The organism is Flavobacterium aeripolare, from assembly GCF_013294025.1.
GTDB lineage: Bacteria > Bacteroidota > Bacteroidia > Flavobacteriales > Flavobacteriaceae > Flavobacterium.
Map to the genome: position 1 here is coordinate 248,030 of NZ_JABSNL010000003.1, position 17,025 is coordinate 265,054.

At 35.1% G+C, this 17,025-nt stretch carries 20 protein-coding genes; all 20 read left to right on the forward strand.

Going from position 1 to position 17,025, the window contains the following annotated elements:
• The first annotated feature begins 8 nt into the window (after positions 1-8).
• Positions 9-455, forward strand: coding sequence for a hypothetical protein (locus HNQ00_RS05585; protein WP_173837331.1), 447 nt, complete (start codon positions 9-11; stop codon positions 453-455).
• A 3-nt stretch (positions 456-458) separates the two neighbouring features.
• Entirely contained in the window at positions 459-1,028 is a 570-nt protein-coding gene (locus tag HNQ00_RS05590) for a hypothetical protein (protein ID WP_173837332.1), read from the forward strand.
• 1 nt (position 1,029) lies between these two features.
• A complete protein-coding gene (locus tag HNQ00_RS05595) occupies positions 1,030-1,335 on the forward strand; it encodes a hypothetical protein (protein WP_173837333.1) in 306 nt (101 codons plus the stop codon).
• A 20-nt stretch (positions 1,336-1,355) separates the two neighbouring features.
• Positions 1,356-1,727, forward strand: coding sequence for a hypothetical protein (locus HNQ00_RS05600; RefSeq protein ID WP_173837334.1), 372 nt, complete (start codon positions 1,356-1,358; stop codon positions 1,725-1,727).
• 68 nt (positions 1,728-1,795) lie between these two features.
• Positions 1,796-2,542 (forward strand): hypothetical protein, encoded by a 747-nt coding sequence (locus tag HNQ00_RS05605; protein ID WP_173837335.1) that lies wholly within the window; start codon positions 1,796-1,798, stop codon positions 2,540-2,542.
• Positions 2,535-3,818, forward strand: coding sequence for a DNA modification methylase (locus tag HNQ00_RS05610; protein WP_173837336.1), 1,284 nt, complete (start codon positions 2,535-2,537; stop codon positions 3,816-3,818). Before HNQ00_RS05605 ends, HNQ00_RS05610 begins: the two co-directional genes overlap by 8 nt.
• A gap of 81 nt (positions 3,819-3,899) precedes the next feature.
• Positions 3,900-5,057 (forward strand): coiled-coil domain-containing protein, encoded by a 1,158-nt coding sequence (locus HNQ00_RS05615; RefSeq protein WP_173837337.1) that lies wholly within the window; start codon positions 3,900-3,902, stop codon positions 5,055-5,057.
• An 88-nt stretch (positions 5,058-5,145) separates the two neighbouring features.
• The gene (locus HNQ00_RS05620) at positions 5,146-5,724 is read left to right on the forward strand and encodes a hypothetical protein (RefSeq protein WP_173837338.1); all 579 of its coding nucleotides are present in this window, start codon (positions 5,146-5,148) and stop codon (positions 5,722-5,724) included.
• Positions 5,714-7,294 (forward strand): hypothetical protein, encoded by a 1,581-nt coding sequence (locus HNQ00_RS05625; protein WP_173837339.1) that lies wholly within the window; start codon positions 5,714-5,716, stop codon positions 7,292-7,294. Before HNQ00_RS05620 ends, HNQ00_RS05625 begins: the two co-directional genes overlap by 11 nt.
• A gap of 265 nt (positions 7,295-7,559) precedes the next feature.
• Entirely contained in the window at positions 7,560-7,883 is a 324-nt protein-coding gene (locus HNQ00_RS05630) for a hypothetical protein (protein WP_217425252.1), read from the forward strand.
• 2 nt (positions 7,884-7,885) lie between these two features.
• A complete protein-coding gene (locus HNQ00_RS05635; protein WP_173837340.1) occupies positions 7,886-9,217 on the forward strand; it encodes a phage portal family protein in 1,332 nt (443 codons plus the stop codon).
• 1 nt (position 9,218) lies between these two features.
• Positions 9,219-10,172, forward strand: a complete 954-nt coding sequence (locus HNQ00_RS05640; protein ID WP_173837341.1) for a DUF6712 family protein — start codon at positions 9,219-9,221, stop codon at positions 10,170-10,172.
• Between the two features lie 55 nt (positions 10,173-10,227).
• The gene (locus HNQ00_RS05645) at positions 10,228-10,767 is read left to right on the forward strand and encodes a hypothetical protein (protein ID WP_173837342.1); all 540 of its coding nucleotides are present in this window, start codon (positions 10,228-10,230) and stop codon (positions 10,765-10,767) included.
• Positions 10,764-13,667, forward strand: a complete 2,904-nt coding sequence (locus HNQ00_RS05650) for a hypothetical protein (RefSeq protein ID WP_173837343.1) — start codon at positions 10,764-10,766, stop codon at positions 13,665-13,667. The genes HNQ00_RS05645 and HNQ00_RS05650 overlap by 4 nt, the downstream gene beginning before the upstream one ends.
• Positions 13,668-13,695: 28 nt before the next feature.
• Positions 13,696-14,142: a phage holin family protein gene (locus HNQ00_RS05655; protein WP_173837344.1), complete on the forward strand. Its 447-nt coding sequence runs from the start codon at positions 13,696-13,698 to the stop codon at positions 14,140-14,142.
• Positions 14,139-14,714 carry an N-acetylmuramidase family protein gene (locus HNQ00_RS05660; protein WP_173837345.1) on the forward strand — a complete coding sequence of 192 codons (576 nt, stop codon included), beginning with the start codon at positions 14,139-14,141 and terminating at the stop codon, positions 14,712-14,714. The genes HNQ00_RS05655 and HNQ00_RS05660 overlap by 4 nt, the downstream gene beginning before the upstream one ends.
• A 130-nt stretch (positions 14,715-14,844) precedes the next feature.
• A complete protein-coding gene (locus HNQ00_RS05665) occupies positions 14,845-15,441 on the forward strand; it encodes a hypothetical protein (protein WP_173837346.1) in 597 nt (198 codons plus the stop codon).
• Positions 15,438-15,608: a hypothetical protein gene (locus HNQ00_RS05670; RefSeq protein WP_173837347.1), complete on the forward strand. Its 171-nt coding sequence runs from the start codon at positions 15,438-15,440 to the stop codon at positions 15,606-15,608. Before HNQ00_RS05665 ends, HNQ00_RS05670 begins: the two co-directional genes overlap by 4 nt.
• Positions 15,605-16,453, forward strand: a complete 849-nt coding sequence (locus HNQ00_RS05675; RefSeq protein ID WP_173837348.1) for a hypothetical protein — start codon at positions 15,605-15,607, stop codon at positions 16,451-16,453. The genes HNQ00_RS05670 and HNQ00_RS05675 overlap by 4 nt, the downstream gene beginning before the upstream one ends.
• Before the next feature lie 2 nt (positions 16,454-16,455).
• Positions 16,456-16,968 carry a hypothetical protein gene (locus tag HNQ00_RS05680; protein WP_173837349.1) on the forward strand — a complete coding sequence of 171 codons (513 nt, stop codon included), beginning with the start codon at positions 16,456-16,458 and terminating at the stop codon, positions 16,966-16,968.
• Positions 16,969-17,025: the final 57 nt, after the last annotated feature.

The window sequence follows — 17,025 nt, forward strand, 5'->3', positions numbered from 1 at the left end:
TAGTAAAGATGACTAAAGATCAATTAATAGATAAAGCAAAAACCTTCGGTATTGATACCGAAGGTTTAACTGTTGAGCAATTGAAAGCAGCTATAAAAAAGGTAAAAGCCGAAAAGATAGCTGAATTAACTGTTGCTGTGACTGAAGCAAAAACAGCGTTTGAGAATTTACCAGAAGACGCTTCTGATGAAGACAAAATAGCTGTGCAAGGAAATATTAATCTAGCTGAGCAAGCTCTAGCAGATTTTACAGGTGTTCCTACTGAAACAAAAGAAGAAGAAAATGAAGCGGAATTTGATTTTAATGGATCTACTTATGGATTCAAAAAAACAGCTCCTGCTCGCTTTAACTTCCTTGGAGTAAATAGATCTCAAGAAGAATGGATTCAAGATAAAGACGCAATGGAATTGCTTATTTCTGGAAATTCATCATTTGTTAAACTTTTAAAAAAATAGATCATGGATACATGTTTTGACGAATTACCATTAGAAAATTTACCAGCATGCGTTAACAATGAGGTGCAAGCGGGTATTTCTGAGGTGGATGTGAATTATGCCATTCATCCTCAAATCACCACTTTTCCAATGCCATTAAATTTTGGGGATCCTGGATACACTTATGAGACTGCAGTTACAGTAACTGAAGACATCGTGTTTCAAGCAGGAAAAGGATTTGGTACAATTGCTATTATGCCAGATTCGGGAGAAGTAACGGTTGATCTTGTGGGGAACAAAGGAAACAAAAAGACGAAGAGTTCTTTTCCTTTTGCTGTTTCAAGTAACAACAAAAAGGTGTTAGGGTTCATGAGAACCCACAAGAACACACCGATGATTTTTTGTGTTAGAGAGCGAGATGGGCAAAAGCGATTAATTGGCGACGCGTTCAATCCTGCCTACATTGTAGAGGGTAAAGCAACGACTGGAAAAGGTGGTGAAGATGATAAGGTGGTGAATTTCACCTTTGAATCATACTGTGTTCCTATTGTCTATTCTGGCGCGGTTCAAGAACCAGCTGCAGTAACTCCTTAGTATGAAAAAATACTTTGAGATAGTAAATCTACTTATTCCTTGTGCGTTCGTTTTAAATGATCGCTCAAGGTTTGATTTGCGCACAGGAATTCCTAATAACGCTCTTGAGGTATATAAAGGAGGGTTTAAAAATTTAGGATTGAAACCTGGTGCCGAGGAGCTCTTTAAAAAAGAAACTGTAAAAGATTTGCTTTCTCTAATCGAAAAAGCAAGAAGGGTACAGGATGTTGAAGTTTTGGCTTTAGCTAAACCTGATAACGCAAAAATTCAGGACGCTGCAAAAGCTAGAATTTTACGATTTAAGTAAATCATTTAATAATTATAATTATGAAAAAAATTGTCCTACTAGCCATGTGTGGCTTAGCCTTTAGTACGGTATCTGCTATGAGTGTTCATAAAGATATTTTTATTTATGAACCAGAAGCAATTGTTGATCAGCTAAATTCTGATTTCAATTATCAGGATTTAATTTTGGCGAATAGATATTCGATCAATAATGAAGATCAAAATGTATTATTTGATGTGCATTACACTGATTTTAATGATCAGTATCAAAATGTTTTTGAACAAGATGTTTTTAACCGTTGTTATGAAAATAAAATTGCAACGGATGTTAAGACGGCTTACTTACTCAATATAGCTACTAGGCTTAAAATAGCCAGTCTTACCAGGCATGATCCTCATATAAGTAAAATTTAGTTTTTTTTGGTTAGTTAGTAGTAAAGCTCCGGATATAATATTCGGAGCTTTTTTTAAAATTAGTTTATATGGATATTCAATCTTGGTTTGACAATAATGGAAGTTATGCTGATGGTTTTAAACTGTACAGCGAGTTGCCTTCTCGAAATAACAACCTGGTTAGAAATTTTTTAAAAGAAAATCCTTCTAATTTTTTGAAGCTAAAATACGAGCTAAAGAAAGCGCTTTTATCAGGAGCTAACGTTGTTGTTGCTACTCCTACAATACGAGTTAAAAAAGAACCGGAACCTTTAAAAACAGTAGTCAAAGACTCTAATAAGGAAATTATAGAGCAATCTGTAGAGACGGCTGTTAAAAAGGAATCAATGGCCATGTACCCAATGGAGCTGCACGCTACTTATCGAGAGCGTATTAGCAACTGGTACTTAGCTTGTGAATTAAAATTTCAATTGAATGCTTGCTCTGGAGAGAATGATGAAGCTGCATTAAAATTAATTATCCAACTGGAAGATTTGTGGACCAAAATTGACCGCGCTTGGAAAATACTTGATCACTGGAAAGATCACAATCGAATTATGCCTACTGATCAAAGCGAGAATTTCAGTAGTTATTCGAAAGACAAATTATTTTTGATGCGAAATAGGCTCGAGGTTAGAATTAGTAAAAGAGAAAAGACCGTTCAATCAAAAAGAGAAGCTGTTGCTAGCTCACCTGAAGATAGAACTCTTTTAAATGCACTAAATAGTAAGCTCGAGCAATTGCATCAATTAAAAATTGATTTAGAAACTATTAGAAAATTATTGAAAGATGAGTGAATTATTATTAGCTCCATTGGAGTGGTCAACCGAAAAAAGAAGAGTGAAGGATTTAATTCCTTATGAATACAATCCTCGTAAACTCTCAGAGGATAAAAAACAAAAGCTTAAAGAAAGTTTAGAAAAATACAACCTTGCCGAAATTCCCGCAATTAATACCAATGATGTTATTATTGCAGGGCATCAACGTGTGGTGGTTCTACTCGAAATTGGTAGAGGCGATGAACTGATAGATGTGCGGGTTCCGAACCGTGAGCTAACTGAAAAAGAGTTTAAGGAGTACAATATTCGCTCAAACGTATCAGTTGGTGAGTGGGATATCGATATTTTAAATGCCATTTTTGATGATATTGATCTGTTGTCTTTAGGTTTAAATATTGATGATATTCCTCTTCCTGAAATGGATTTAGCTGCTGAGTTAACTTCTGAAGAAGAATCTGAGTTTGATCCCACGCCAGCTAAAGAAGCAATTACAGTTTTAGGTGATGTCTATGAGATGAGATCGATTCAAAAGAAATTAGTGCATCGTGTAATTTGTGGTGATAGCTGTGACCAAAACACCTATAGTGAGCTGTTAAAAGATAATGAGAAATTAAACATGGTTTTAACAGATCCTCCTTACAATGTGAACTACACCGGAAGTACTAAGGACAAGTTGCAAATTAAAAACGATAACATGTCAAGTGCAGATTTTTACACTTTCCTTTTTGAATTTTATAAAGCTGCATATGATCACACTCTTGAAGGCAGTGCTATTTATGTTTTCCATGCAGATAGTGAAGGAGCCAACTTTAGAAATGCTTTGAAAGATGCTGGATTTAAATTGGCACAATGTTTAATTTGGTTAAAGAATAGTATTGTAATGGGTAGGCAAGATTATCACTGGAAGCACGAACCTTGCCTTTACGGATGGAAAGAAGGAGCTGCTCACAACTGGTATTCAGACCGAAAGCAAACCACTATTTTAGAGTTTGACAAACCAAACAAAAGTGAAGATCACCCAACAATGAAACCGATCGAGTTGTTCTCTTATGTAATGAAGAATAGTTCAAAGCAATATGACTTGGTCGGTGATGCCTTTCTAGGTTCTGGAACGACACTGATTTCTTGTGAAAAGAACTGGCGACAATGCCGAGGAATTGAACTCGACCCAAAATACACTGATGTGGATGTAAGGCGATGGATTAAGTACATGCGTGAAAACCATCTTGAGTTTGAAATCACAAAAAATGGACAGATATTGTCCAAAATTGAAATTGATAAATATTTCGAATAAAAACTAAGCCACTCAATGAGTGGCTTTTTCATTTGTAAATTTTTGTATGTTTGTATCTAAACTATTACTAAATAAAACAAAATGGAAGAAACGAAGTCAGTGGAACAGATTATTTCCGGAATTGATAGTTTGCTATCTCAACTACCCACAATAGGTTATGGGGTAAATGCAATCCCTAACTTAAATATTGAAGGTTTTGAGAGCGGTCAGAAAGGATACAACAATCTAAAAGAAAGTTTTACGAATTTAGATTTGTCGTTAAATATCAAACATACCACTTTAAAAAATAGCATATTAGCTTATCAAAAAAGACTTTCGTCATTAGAAAAAAAAGAAAGTAATTTGATGGCATTACTTGGTACAGATGAAAGTGCTTCCAACAATAGTTCAATTGCTTATAAATTGGTTTCTAATTTGCAAAACGAAATTGATGGATTGATTCAAAAAAGGGATGAATTAGATGCTGAACTTTTGAAAAAGGAAAGTTTTTTAAGAAATGAAACTCACGAAATTGAAGAAAATATTAAAGCTCAATTGGAAAAATCTAAGAAAGAGATACAATTTACTACAGATGATGCTAATAAAAAAGTAAAGATAATTACTCAATTCCGTGATTTTTTAACAGAAACAAATAGTAACATGAAACTGTATGGAAATGTAATTTATATACTGCTTTTCATAACTACACTAGCAATTGGACTTAGTATCCCCAGTATATTAAAATCTTTTGATAGTTATGATGCTTTTATTACCCGTTTAGGTTCACATTTTACAACATGGCAAATAATAAATTTGGCATTCGGATTGTTGATAGTCAAGCTTCCTTGGGCTATTTTTCTTAGTGCAGTATTTACAGGAATCTATCGTTTGTTGAAAGGTATATTGTACACTTATGAAAGAATAAATCAGGATAAGAGAAATATATCTGCAATTTATGCTGTATCTGAAAATATAGGTAAATCACTGAATGAATATGGGTTAGCTATTTCTAACGAATATGATTGGGAATCTGACCTAATCGATGATTCAGATGACATTGTAATTAAAATATCTAGTAAAAAATTACACCAGAAGAGAGAGAGTTTAAAATGGAATCAAATCATGAATTATTTTGAAAGGATGCAAGATCATAAGGAGGATCCTAAAATGATTAAAGATGATGATCATAAGGATTTAGGATTTAAGTCAATAGTAGGCTTATTAGGTAAGGCAATTGATAAATTCCCTACAGTTAAATAAAATGAAAAACCCACTCTAGCAGTGGGTTTTTCTTTGTCCTTTAATTACACTTTCTGTTTTAGTTACTTGCGTTAAAATTCTAATATTCATGAGTTCTAACGCTGTAATTTTACGTAAAAAAGTAACCACCCTAGATAAGATACGCAAGTATTATTTAAAGGGAGAGGAAAGTGTTACTCTTAGTCCTAAGCAGGATGCAATTCGTGTAAATATTTATAAAGCTTGGAACTTGATGATTAATTATCACTCAAAGGAACAAGCTGTTTCTGTGCTTGCTAATGACGGTGCTAGCCGTGCACAAGCATATCGATATGTCAACGATTCGCTCCTTATTTTTGGGGATATACTTAAAAATCATAAAGAAGCTAAGCGATACCTGATTGAAGAAGATCTCATGCGATTGCAACAGCGTGCAATACGAGATAAGGACGGTGCACTAGAATTAAAAGTGATCGCACAACGTATTAAAATCGGTGGTTTTGATAAAGACTCTGACCCTAATTTTGATCCAGAGAAAATGCAAGCACAAACCTATATCTTGAAAGCGCATCCATCTGTCTTAAAAATGATCGAAGCAAATCAAGATGGTGGTTCTATCGACTTCAATGCTCTGGATACTGAAGATGTTGATTTTGAAAGAGTAAATGAGGAGGAAGATGAAGACTAACCAAATAGATCTTAATCTTGCTCAAATAGCTGTTATAGAGCAATCAGGTAAAAAAGTTTACAATCCTAAAAAGTTAATTGAAGTATGGATTAAAACTATTGTACTTGAATGGGCGCGTGGTACTGGGAAGTCAACAATACTTGGTTGGTTTGTTAAAGAGGCTGTTAAACAAATGCCACGTGCAACTGGTATTCTTGTGGGTGAAACCTACCAACAAATGCTATCGAGAACATTGCCTTCTACTAAGGCGGGTTTAGAGATGTTTGGTATTTATGAGGGGATTGACTATGTCGTAGGTAAATCAGGTAAATCTCTTGGTTTTGAGATGCCGTTTCAATCTCCAGATAAATGGGATAATACTATTCACTTCTCGAATGGTTTTGTGTGGATAATGGTTTCTAATGACCAAGCTAATGCCGGACGTGGTATTAACTCTTCAATTGTTATTGGCGATGAAGCTGCTTTACTAGACCAGGAGAAATTGTTTAATAACGTGCAAACTACAAACCGTTCTACATGCGGTGGCTTGTATGAAAACCAACCTCTTTGTAATGCTGAAATCTATGCTTCATCTGTAGCGATGACACAAAAGGGCCAGTGGTTTACAGACCTTGAAACTCTAGCTAAAAAAGAGCCATGGAAAGTTTTATTTGTTAAGGCTCCTGCTGCAATCAATAAACATAATTTATCAAGCGATTGGTTTGAGCGCATGAAAGATAACGCGCCTTCTGAAATGCACTACGATGCTGAGATACGCAATATTAGGCCTGCCAAGGTAACCAATGGATTCTATCCTGCATTGAATTCAAAGGAGCACTACTATCGCTACTCTTATGACAATAACTATTTAGAAACTCTTGGAACTAATGCCAAGAAGAAAGACTTCAACTGTCGCCAAGATACTGACTACATGAAGCACAAGCCCTTGATCGTCACAATTGACTGGGGTAATTTCAACTCTATGACTGTTGCACAGGATCAGGGTGACGTATTCCGTAAGCTCAAGACGTTCCATGTTGTATCGCCTAAGATAATTGATGACTTGATTGATGAAGAATTTGCTCCATACTACGAGCCTAAGAAGAAGCACAATAACGTGATCGAGTTTTACTATGACCGTAATGGTAACAACAAACAGGCCAACTCAAGATTAACATTTGCTGAGCAAGCCATTGAATGCTTTAAGCGTAACGGATGGAAAGTGATAGTTAAAGTTCGTAAAGGATCTGAGAACCCTGGTCACAATGATAAATTTATTGTGATGAATTACTTATTGAAATATGGTGGTACAAAAGGATTACCTAAGATTCAAATCAATGAGAACAACTGTGCAGATCTAATTGTTTCGTTAGAGAATGCTCCAGCGATACCAGGAAATAAACCCAACACTATTGTCAAAGATAAAAGAAGCGAGCGCTCTAAGAATACACCTCAAGAACATGCTACACACTTCTCAGATACATTTGACATCCCTCTATTTTGGAGGTACTACAAGAAGGTACTAGCCTTGATTAAGAATAGAGACGAACGAGTGCACATTCCATTATACAAAGGTCACGAAATGAATTAATGCTGAGGCCAATTGCTCAAAGGGCGGTTGGCCTCTCATATATCGCTCTTTTGAAAACGGAAAGTGTAGAAACAGATTAGGGGCAAGCCGCTCTACTTTTATGCACTTTGAGAATAAAAAGCAATTTAAAAAAGTTAAAATATTGATTTTTAATTATTTATAAAAAAATTAATGATAACAAGGGAACATTCTATAGTCAAAAAAAGCTGTCCTTTTTATAGTTTGTTTAAATAGCGAATTTTGAAATATGATTAAGAGAATCTTTTTGAGACAAGTTTTAGAAATAATTAAGAAAGTGGATGTTCAAGGAATTGCCATCCCTTTCGATATTGAATTTAGGACCAGGAATAAAAACAATAATACTGGTGGTGTTTTGAAAAATTATAAAAATGCAAAATTGCTAATTGGCACAAAGCAAAAAGGAAAAGCATTTATAGATGCAGAGCATTTTTACAGAAAAGAACGGATTCGTAAAAATCCTAATCATTTTGAAAACGCTACTCGAAATATAGAACTAGAAAATGGCCGTATCATAAAAATCAATTTTAGATACATCACAAAATTTAATGATCAAGAAGTTATCTACTAAGTATGAAACATTACAAAAATATCCACCTAGGTGAAACGTCAATTGCTTTGACTGGTTTTGGAAAATCGGTTACTCCAGAACCGATTAAAGTACAAATAGATCCTTCTAATGAGGAATCAACCGCTGAAATAGTGCAGTGGGGATCAGACAATTTGTATCCACAAAACTTCTACAATAAAAAGTTTCTAAGAAATGGTGCTGCAGTTGGAGGGATCAATACTTTAGCGTCAACTACTTATGGAAACGGTTTTAGTCTTTACAAAAAAATAAAAAGCGAAGCCGGTAAAGTAGAATTAGTTGAAGAGCTATTAGAAGACTATCCTGATATCGCTGACTTTGTAGAAAACAACAATCTTGATAAATATTGGATTGCAAAAATTGCCGATCTCTCTCTCTTTCAAATTGCTTTCACAGAATGGGTGGTTTCTGCTAATGGCGAAAAATTAACAAAAGTTGTTCGTCAACAAGCGGCACATTGTCGTTTTGAAATTATGAATGCCGCTGGTGACATTCCGCGTGTGATAATCAATACTGATTGGGCTACTGCAAATCCTAAATACAATATTCCAATCGCTTACTTTGATAAAGATCGCTTGACCGCTCAGGACATCAAAAGCCTTTGCAAAGAAAAAGGTATTTATAATTTTTGTACCAAATCAAATTATGCTTACACAGACGAAAACTATTATCCAAAGACGCATTGGCACGCTGTAGATCGTAACGGTTGGATGGATGTAGCTAACTCTGTTCCTGAATTCAAACAAGCTTTTTTCGAGAACCAAGTGAACATGAAATTCATTGTGTACGTTTCTGACTATTACTTTGAGAATTTTTACAAAGAGGAATGGGATGATTTTGACGCAAACAAACGTCAGGAAATGAGAGAACAACTCTCAGCTGCCATTGATGGTCATTTGTCAGGAAATAAAGCCGCTGGACGCTCCATAATCTCCCCAATATTTGAAGAGGGTGGCAAGTTTGTAAAAGGAATTGAAGTCACTCCTATTGATGACAAACTGAAAGACGGCGCATACAATGTAGATGCCTCTGCAGCTAACTCAGAGATTCTTTTCGCTATTGGAGTCAATCCTGCAATCATTGGCGCAGGAACACCAGGAGGATCAAACCTAGGCGGTTCCGGTTCTAATATTCGTGAAGCTTACACCGTATTGTCCGCTTCTCTCGTTCCTAAGCGCGTCTACGTTTCTGATGATTGGAACTTCCTCCGCTCATTTAATGGTTGGGACCGCTCCTTAATAGGTATGTTCTCTGGAGTAAACCTCACAACCTTAGACAAAAATCCAAGTGGTCAAGAAAATATAATACATCAATAAAATGGCAAGACTAATAAACGATGTCACCGACATTAAAAGACACATAGTTGTTGCTGCTCAATTCGACTTTTTAAAAGTGATGCCTTTTGCAAAACGTGTGGAGCGCAAACTAATATTAGACTTAATAGGTCAAGAGCAATATGATGCACTAGTCATACATAACTTTGAGGAGGACAGTAATGACCCTCTCGACTTGGTTAAAGGGTTGCTAGAATCTGCAGTTGCTAATTTAGCACTCCTTCGCGCCTTGCCTACCATCAATGTTTTAATTACAAATTCAGGTTCTAAGACCTCTGAAAATAAAGAAGCTAGTAATGCCGACTGGAAAGACAAGCGCGATCTATCCCGCTCCCTTCTTTCAACATACAACGAAGACCTTGACAGTGCTTTCCAAATCATGGAAGAGAACTTAGCTGTCTTCACTGAATGGCAAGATTCAAAATATTATACCATTTTCAAAGAGTTGATTGTGCAACATACAGCACAATTCAATGAGCACTTTACAATCAAAAATAACCGACAAACATTCCTTGCCTTGAAACCATACATGCGTGAAGTAGAGGATCAATATTTAAAAGCAATGTTGGGGCCAATAACACTGGACTTATTAAAAACAAACTCAGCAGAAACGATCATAATTGATGCTCAAGAAATCGCAAGGAAAGCTGTTGTTGCATTTACCGTTGCTAAGGCAGCAATCACCGGAACCTTTGATTTTACAGATAGCTCTTTTACAGTAGCAAGCGAGCAAATGCCATGGGATAAACAACAGGTACTAGACAAAGAGGACCGCAATGACTTGAAGAGTGATAGACAACGTGCAGGTGAGGAATATTTAAAATCACTCAAGAAATTAATCGTCACTAATCCACTACTATTTCCAGACTATATAGACAAAGTTGAAAAGGGAATTGCCGATAAAATCATCAAGAGAAAGTCGGGTTTGTACTTATAACCATGTCCTTTTTAAACCAAGTCACAACTTCTATTTTTGATAAAAATTAAAACTAATGCAAGCACTAAGAGTACCCACAGCCAATGGCATTCACGACATCAAACTCATAGGAGAAAATGAGCAAGAGCGATTGTTCATAAAACAATTAGCCGAAGCAGGTACTCTTTCTTGCATCAGTAAAGAAGTGTCTGATGATGTTTTATTCAGACCTATATCTGTGACTCCAGAGATTTCAAAGGTGGTGACAAAGGCTACAATCGCCAAGTATGATTTTACCTTGTTTCAAAACGCATACAAAGATTTTGAATTGCGATTTGATAGTGACACCGCTCCTCTTGATCTATCACTATTTGAAGCAATCAAATTACAAATCAAGCATTCTAAGTCAGCAAATGCAGTTATCGAACTTACCGTTGGTGCAGGATTGACAATCACCAGTACTACTAAGAACGTACTGCTAGTCACTATCACAAATGAGCAAGCAAGCAAGCTTACTTATGATGTGTATTACTACGATGTGTTGATGGTGAAGGCAACGATTAAAAAATATTATTTAGAAGGAAAAATAACGATAAAAAAGACGGCTACAAGATGAGTATAATTAATATCACCGTAGATGAGAATTCATCACAAAAAGCAATTGATGCAGCTAAAAGAGCGGAAGACGCTGTTGTAGATAAGATATGGAGGGGGGCAGTCTCTCCAACTGACCCTACGCCTACTGAGGATGGTGTGTACCTACCTAAAGTTTCAGGAACTTATCCCAATCATGGAGGCAAAGTAGCTGACTTAAACAATCAATATGTTTTGTTTACTCTTAAAAAAGGTGTTTGGACCGTGATTAATTCTTTGATTGATTTGAGTTTGTATGCTAAAAAAACTGATATAAGCGTTTTTCCAACTTGGACAGCTAAAGCTTATTTAATCGGTGAAAAAGTTAGTTACAATGGTAAGTTTTGGAAAGCTACATCTGCTACATTATCAACTGATGTGCCAGCGACTTCTAGTAAATGGCTAGATGAATTAAGCGGTAAGGTTAATACCGAAGCTTTAAAATCTGAATTATTAAAATTTAGTGATAAATTAGACAAAGAAAGAGGGTTAAATTTATTTGACTCATCTGAGAAAAAGGATGGTTTTGTTATTAACTCTGATGGTACTTTATCTAGCTCTATTTATTCTTATGGCGTTTCTGGGAAAATAAAAATATCTTTAGGGGACGTTTTAACATCTAATTTTATTTGTTCTGCTACTCGAAAAGCTGTTTTATTTGATGTAAATGATAATCCTATAGTTTCGAGTATTGTAACAACTTATGTAAATGGTGTTATTCAAATTGCTTATCAATCAAATGCGTCTTATGCGATATTTGGGTATAATATTTCAGACTCTAATTTTCAGGTAGTTAAAGGGACTATAAATTTACCTTATGAAAAATACACGAATTTTAAGAGTATAAATTTGTTAAATTCAAACGTAAGTGTATTAGAGAATACAAAACAAAATAAAGTATATTCCAATAACTTAGTAAATACAAATACTTTAGTTAATGGATTTGACTTAAATATTTCTGATGGGTCTTTTTCAACTCCAAACATAAATAAATACACTACAGATAAAATTTACGTAGAACCTAATAAAAGTTACACATTAAGCGGTAGCGGGAATATAAAGTACGTAGAGTATGGGGAGTTGGATAAAGTTGTTTATGGCGAGGATATTAGCAAGTTAAAAACTAGAGTCACAAGTGAATTTGCTAAATACATTAGATTAGCGTGTAGTAATGTATTGTCTAATGTTCAATTTGAAAATGGTTCGGTAAAAACTGTTTATACTCCTTTTAAAGAATATACTATAAAAGATACTGTACTACCATCAATTGATTATATACCTACATTTAATTATGTAGATAAAAATAATTTTGTGTCTACATCTGCAATAGATACTGATGGGAATATAAAAACAGGATTATACACAGTGTCTAAAGATTTAATTAGAGCTAAACCAAGCACTTTATATTCGGCTAATTCTGTTGGTAAAATGATTTTAGCTGAATTTGATGTTAACGGAGTGTGGTTAAGGAATAGCGATTTTGGAGCGTCTAAAATATATCAAGTCACCACTTTATCAAATACTTACTACATACGTTATGAGTATAGAGATAGTCCAATTGGAAATTTTAAGTATAATTTTCAAATAATAGAAGGTTCTGAACCAGCTATTTTTAAGGAATTTTCATTAGGCTCTAATTTAGATTTAAAACATTCTAAAGTAGTTAAAGCTGTGCCCTATATGAATAACGAGATGCTTGTACCGTCTTTTATGTATGTTAGACCTGTACAGACTAGAATAGATACGTCTCCATTTCTCAAGAGAGAATTAAAAACAGTATGTAGAGTTGAACCCTACGACAAAGACACTTTGAGACCTTACAAAGATTACTTTCTAATTAATAAAAGTAATTCTTTAAATATTTCTATTGAAAGATATGATGAAGATTTCAACATTGTAGAAGTGAAAAAATCTAGAGTAGAAGTCGCTAATATGTCGCTGAATAATGGAGCTTTGAAAATAGCTACAATTGGAGCTTCTTTAAGTAGTAGTTCTTCTCTTTGGTCTAGTATGCTTAGTCAATGTCCATCTACAAGTACTGTAGGTACTATGAGGTCTGATATGAATAATGCATTATCTCCAAATATTGAAGGCAGACCAGGATGGACTTTTGAGTATTATTTTACTTTAATACATAGTCCATCTACTTTTGGCGGTTTTTCTCCATTTTTACACCCATCAGACTACAGTTATAAATATTATGGATGTACTAGAGCTTGGATATCTGCCTATGCAAATTCGTCTTTTGACGGTGGGTTAGTTCCTAAAGCTGAGGAAATAGGAGGGTTTAACCCAACAACTGGAGTTAAATTAATACCTAATACTAACGATGTCATGTATTTTTACTCTGAAAATAACTATAAAAAATGGAATGGTTCTTCTTGGGAGATTATTGCTGAAAGTGTACTTAATTTTACATTTGATTACTCTAGATATTTGACGGTTTGGAACATATCTACTCCTGATATAGCTATATTATTAGTTGGTAATAACGATTATTCAAGAGTAAACATAAATGAATTAGAGCCTTTAAATATTAGTACAGTAGCTAGATTTAATCAATTTATTACGTCAGTAAGAATAGCTAATCCATTAATGAAAATATGCATCAGTTTAGTCCCTTTATTCAGTGACGACCATAATTTACTAGCTGATTTTGGAAGTTATAAAAACAGATGTATGTTTGAAATGAGGAGAGTTTTATTATCTAGCTTCGATAACCGAATTAATGAAAAAATATATGTAGTCGATATAGCTTCATCTTTAAATAATGATACTGATAGAGCTAAAAATTCAGATGGTTATATTATAGATAGCATACATCCTAGTAGTTATACTAATATGTCAAATATGTATGCAGCATTTATACAGAAAAGAAGATAGTAGTGTAATTTTTAATAAGTAAAAACAAATGAAAACAACAATAATCTACCTCCTTACAGCGACTTTCTTATTCTTTGCCCCCATCACTGGATTGATGCTTGCTGTGGGAGCGGCTATTGTTCTTGATACTGGTTTTGGTATTTATAGATCGATTAGAGTACGTGGCTGGAAATACGTTACAAGCAGGCGCTTAAGCGAAATAGTTTCTAAGATGCTATTGTACCAAATGTGTATTATATGTCTCTACGTTATTGATTTCTTTATCCTTACGGAGTTTTTTCAATTTTGGTTTTCGATTTCTTTCTTCTGTACAAAAATTGGTGCCATACTTTTAATTTTTATCGAAAGCGTATCCATTAAAGAAAACTTTGAAAAAGCCACTGGACGTGATGTTTGGGCACTCCTGAAAAAAGCAGTAAGCCGAGCTAACGAAATAAAAGAATCAGTAACTGACTTTAAAAAAACCGACTCATGAAACTAGGTATCTCATTACAATCATTCACGGCTGCAGCAAAATATATAGGTTGTGCCGTTTCTGCCATTAGAGCCGTTGATAAGGTGGAAAGCCGTGGCTCAGGATTTTTGAAAAATGGAGATGTAAAAATACTTTTTGAACCGCATGTGTTTTACAAGTATTTGCGTAAGGCTAATATCACTCCTGTACTCTCTGATATTTGCTATCCTAAATGGGGAACAAAACCCTACGGCAAAGAAAGCGAGCAACATGCTAAGCTACAAAGAGCCGTTGCCATCAATAGAGAAGTTGCTTTAATGGCATCTTCATGGGGACGCTTCCAGATCATGGGATTCAATTATAAATTGTGCGGTTGTTTGTCTATTCAGGAGTTTGTCAATAAAATGATGGAAAGCGAAGAGGCACAACTAGAACTGTTTGTAAAATACATCATGGCCTCACATCTTGATGACGAATTAAGAGCAAAGGATTTTACTGCTTTCGCTGCACAGTATAATGGACCCTTATATTTTAAAAATAATTATCACACAAAAATGGCTACTGCTGATCGCGAATTCAGTACTGCTGCTTAACATCGTATTCTTATGAAAAAATTAATAGTTGCACTCTTTTTTCAAGTTGGAGTCAATGTGATTGGTCTCCCATAAATTATCAAACATGATTTGTCTAAAACATTTATCTCACGTTCTCAATTCTTTTAATATGAAAACTAAAATAATCTTAGTCGCGATGGTGGCCTTCCTTACGCTAGGTTCCTGCGCTGCTCGAAAGTCTGACAGGCAAGAAACCTCTGAAAGTGCTAAAATCGATTACGCTGCATTATTCAATGAGTTTGCAAAAATTCAAGAGAAGTATGTTGCCACTGCTTCTTTAAAAACAAATGCAGTCACAAAGGCTACGCTAGAAAACAAAGCCACAAGCACCGTGGATAATTGGGAACCGGTAGACCCTAGCATCGAAGCCAGTATTGTAGATGCTGATGGTAAAAAAACCGTTTTTAATAATCTCAAGCGTACCCAAACTACAAGCACTGAAGACAAAAAAGAAAACACGGAGAAAACCGAGAGTACTGATCAGCAATATAAAATTGAGTTTCAAAAACAAGAGGATCGAATTACAGCCTTAGAACAAAAACTACAAGAAGCAATCAAGAAGGAAAGCGAGAGCAAAAATGTTGATAAAAAAGCCGTTAGTGGCTGGTCACTATGGTGGTTGTTCTTGATTGCTGGAGTAACTTTACTAGTAGTATTTAACGAACCTATTTTACACTATATCAATAAAAAAAGAGCACAATCATGACAGAAAAACTCCGTTCATTAAAAGTAAAAAAAGCGCGACTTTGGTCTGATATAGAATCACTAGCAGTGGTAAATGATGCCATGTATTGCAAGTTTGGCAAACTCACCGTAGAAGTGATGAAGCTGGAGAAAGAATTAGTTAGAGCAAGCGAAAACAATATTCAATGAGAATAAACTACAACATCCCACAAAAATGGAACGACCTCACTGAATCGCAAATTAGATTCATGGGGCGTTTTATGTTTAATTCACGTAACGAACAAATAAGTAATAGAGCATTCAAACTTGCCGTTTTAAGCGTGTTACTCGTTCCAAAATTCACTATAAAGAACATTGTAAAGGCAGTCTTGTTATGGAGCGATGTGCCGTTCTCTGAGCTAGAGCAATACACGGCTTTTGTTTTTGATAATAAAGAATTGCTCACTCGTTTTCCTTCCAAAATTAAAAGTGGCAAGTGGCCTTTTAGAAAAACTGTTTATGGTCCCGCAGCTAGGCTGGCAAACGTTACTATTCAAGAACTCTCTTATGCTGATTTGTTTTATTACAAATGGGCCACTGAGAACAACGTAGCTGACTTGCATAGACTCACCGCAATACTGTTCCGGGAAAAGAAGGGAAACAATCGCGAAGACATCCGTGCTCCTTTTTCAACCTTGTTACTAGAGCATAATGCCCGCATTACAGATAAGATTCCGCTTGCTGTAAAATTTATGATTGCACACGCGTATTCTGGTTGCCGTGAAAATTTTATTAATCGAAATCCAAACGTATTCCCACGACCTAAACAAGTTACCGACAACAATGTCGAAGACATAGAACAACAACCAGTAAAAAAACAGAAGCCTTACGAACCATTTTCAAAGATCATAGAATCAATGGCAATGGATGATGTGCAGGTTTTTGGCAATCACCAGGAGACTGAAAAAGTGTATGCCGCTGTTTTCTTATCCGTATTAGATGAAAAAATAGTGCGCAGCAAAGAGCTAGAAAGAAAAAACCAATTAAATAAATAATTATGTCTAGACCTTTATCTTATAAAAAAGTAAACGCTTATTTTGAAGATTTAGCCACAAAGCACTTCGATATTGACGATTACTGCGGAACCTCTCCTTCTGAGCTTGGTAGTAAATCCGACAGTACATTAGGATTGAGGACCACTCTAGTTTTTTATGACTATAGCGGAAAATTATCCGGTAATGAACAGCGTACCTTTAATAATCGTGCCGTCTCTTTTTCAATAGTAATACCTGGTGTGAAATTAGATGATTATCGGGGGCAGGATGATGCGATCGATAAATGTGAAGCTATTGGTTTAGAGGTTTTGTCTAGAATAAACATTCAAAGTAAAATGCCAGAGATTGGCTGGCTTTACAACAACTTCGTTAAGGAGTCGGTGACAATGGCCACTATTCGCAATGAAGAAGCTATAGGTTTCTGGGGAATGGATTTTTCTTTCGAATTAAAAACACTAGAACCATTGGTGGTAAACCCAGACAAATGGAGTGATGGCGCAATGTTTTGTGAATAATAAAAAAAACAATTTAATTATTTAGTTAATTTTAACACCGCAAACATATTTTTCATT

Excerpts from the sequence above, each read along its gene's own strand:
- HNQ00_RS05585 (WP_173837331.1), top strand. The coding sequence starts at position 9 with ATGACTAAAGATCAATTAATAGATAAAGCAAAAACCTTCGGTATTGAT.
- HNQ00_RS05590 (WP_173837332.1), top strand. The coding sequence starts at position 459 with ATGGATACATGTTTTGACGAATTACCATTAGAAAATTTACCAGCATGC.
- HNQ00_RS05595 (WP_173837333.1), top strand. The coding sequence starts at position 1,030 with ATGAAAAAATACTTTGAGATAGTAAATCTACTTATTCCTTGTGCGTTC.
- HNQ00_RS05600 (WP_173837334.1), top strand. The coding sequence starts at position 1,356 with ATGAAAAAAATTGTCCTACTAGCCATGTGTGGCTTAGCCTTTAGTACG.
- HNQ00_RS05605 (WP_173837335.1), top strand. The coding sequence starts at position 1,796 with ATGGATATTCAATCTTGGTTTGACAATAATGGAAGTTATGCTGATGGT.
- HNQ00_RS05610 (WP_173837336.1), top strand. The coding sequence starts at position 2,535 with ATGAGTGAATTATTATTAGCTCCATTGGAGTGGTCAACCGAAAAAAGA.
- HNQ00_RS05615 (WP_173837337.1), top strand. The coding sequence starts at position 3,900 with ATGGAAGAAACGAAGTCAGTGGAACAGATTATTTCCGGAATTGATAGT.
- HNQ00_RS05620 (WP_173837338.1), top strand. The coding sequence starts at position 5,146 with ATGAGTTCTAACGCTGTAATTTTACGTAAAAAAGTAACCACCCTAGAT.
- HNQ00_RS05625 (WP_173837339.1), top strand. The coding sequence starts at position 5,714 with ATGAAGACTAACCAAATAGATCTTAATCTTGCTCAAATAGCTGTTATA.
- HNQ00_RS05635 (WP_173837340.1), top strand. The coding sequence starts at position 7,886 with ATGAAACATTACAAAAATATCCACCTAGGTGAAACGTCAATTGCTTTG.
- HNQ00_RS05640 (WP_173837341.1), top strand. The coding sequence starts at position 9,219 with ATGGCAAGACTAATAAACGATGTCACCGACATTAAAAGACACATAGTT.
- HNQ00_RS05645 (WP_173837342.1), top strand. The coding sequence starts at position 10,228 with ATGCAAGCACTAAGAGTACCCACAGCCAATGGCATTCACGACATCAAA.
- HNQ00_RS05650 (WP_173837343.1), top strand. The coding sequence starts at position 10,764 with ATGAGTATAATTAATATCACCGTAGATGAGAATTCATCACAAAAAGCA.
- HNQ00_RS05655 (WP_173837344.1), top strand. The coding sequence starts at position 13,696 with ATGAAAACAACAATAATCTACCTCCTTACAGCGACTTTCTTATTCTTT.
- HNQ00_RS05660 (WP_173837345.1), top strand. The coding sequence starts at position 14,139 with ATGAAACTAGGTATCTCATTACAATCATTCACGGCTGCAGCAAAATAT.
- HNQ00_RS05665 (WP_173837346.1), top strand. The coding sequence starts at position 14,845 with ATGAAAACTAAAATAATCTTAGTCGCGATGGTGGCCTTCCTTACGCTA.
- HNQ00_RS05670 (WP_173837347.1), top strand. The coding sequence starts at position 15,438 with ATGACAGAAAAACTCCGTTCATTAAAAGTAAAAAAAGCGCGACTTTGG.
- HNQ00_RS05675 (WP_173837348.1), top strand. The coding sequence starts at position 15,605 with ATGAGAATAAACTACAACATCCCACAAAAATGGAACGACCTCACTGAA.
- HNQ00_RS05680 (WP_173837349.1), top strand. The coding sequence starts at position 16,456 with ATGTCTAGACCTTTATCTTATAAAAAAGTAAACGCTTATTTTGAAGAT.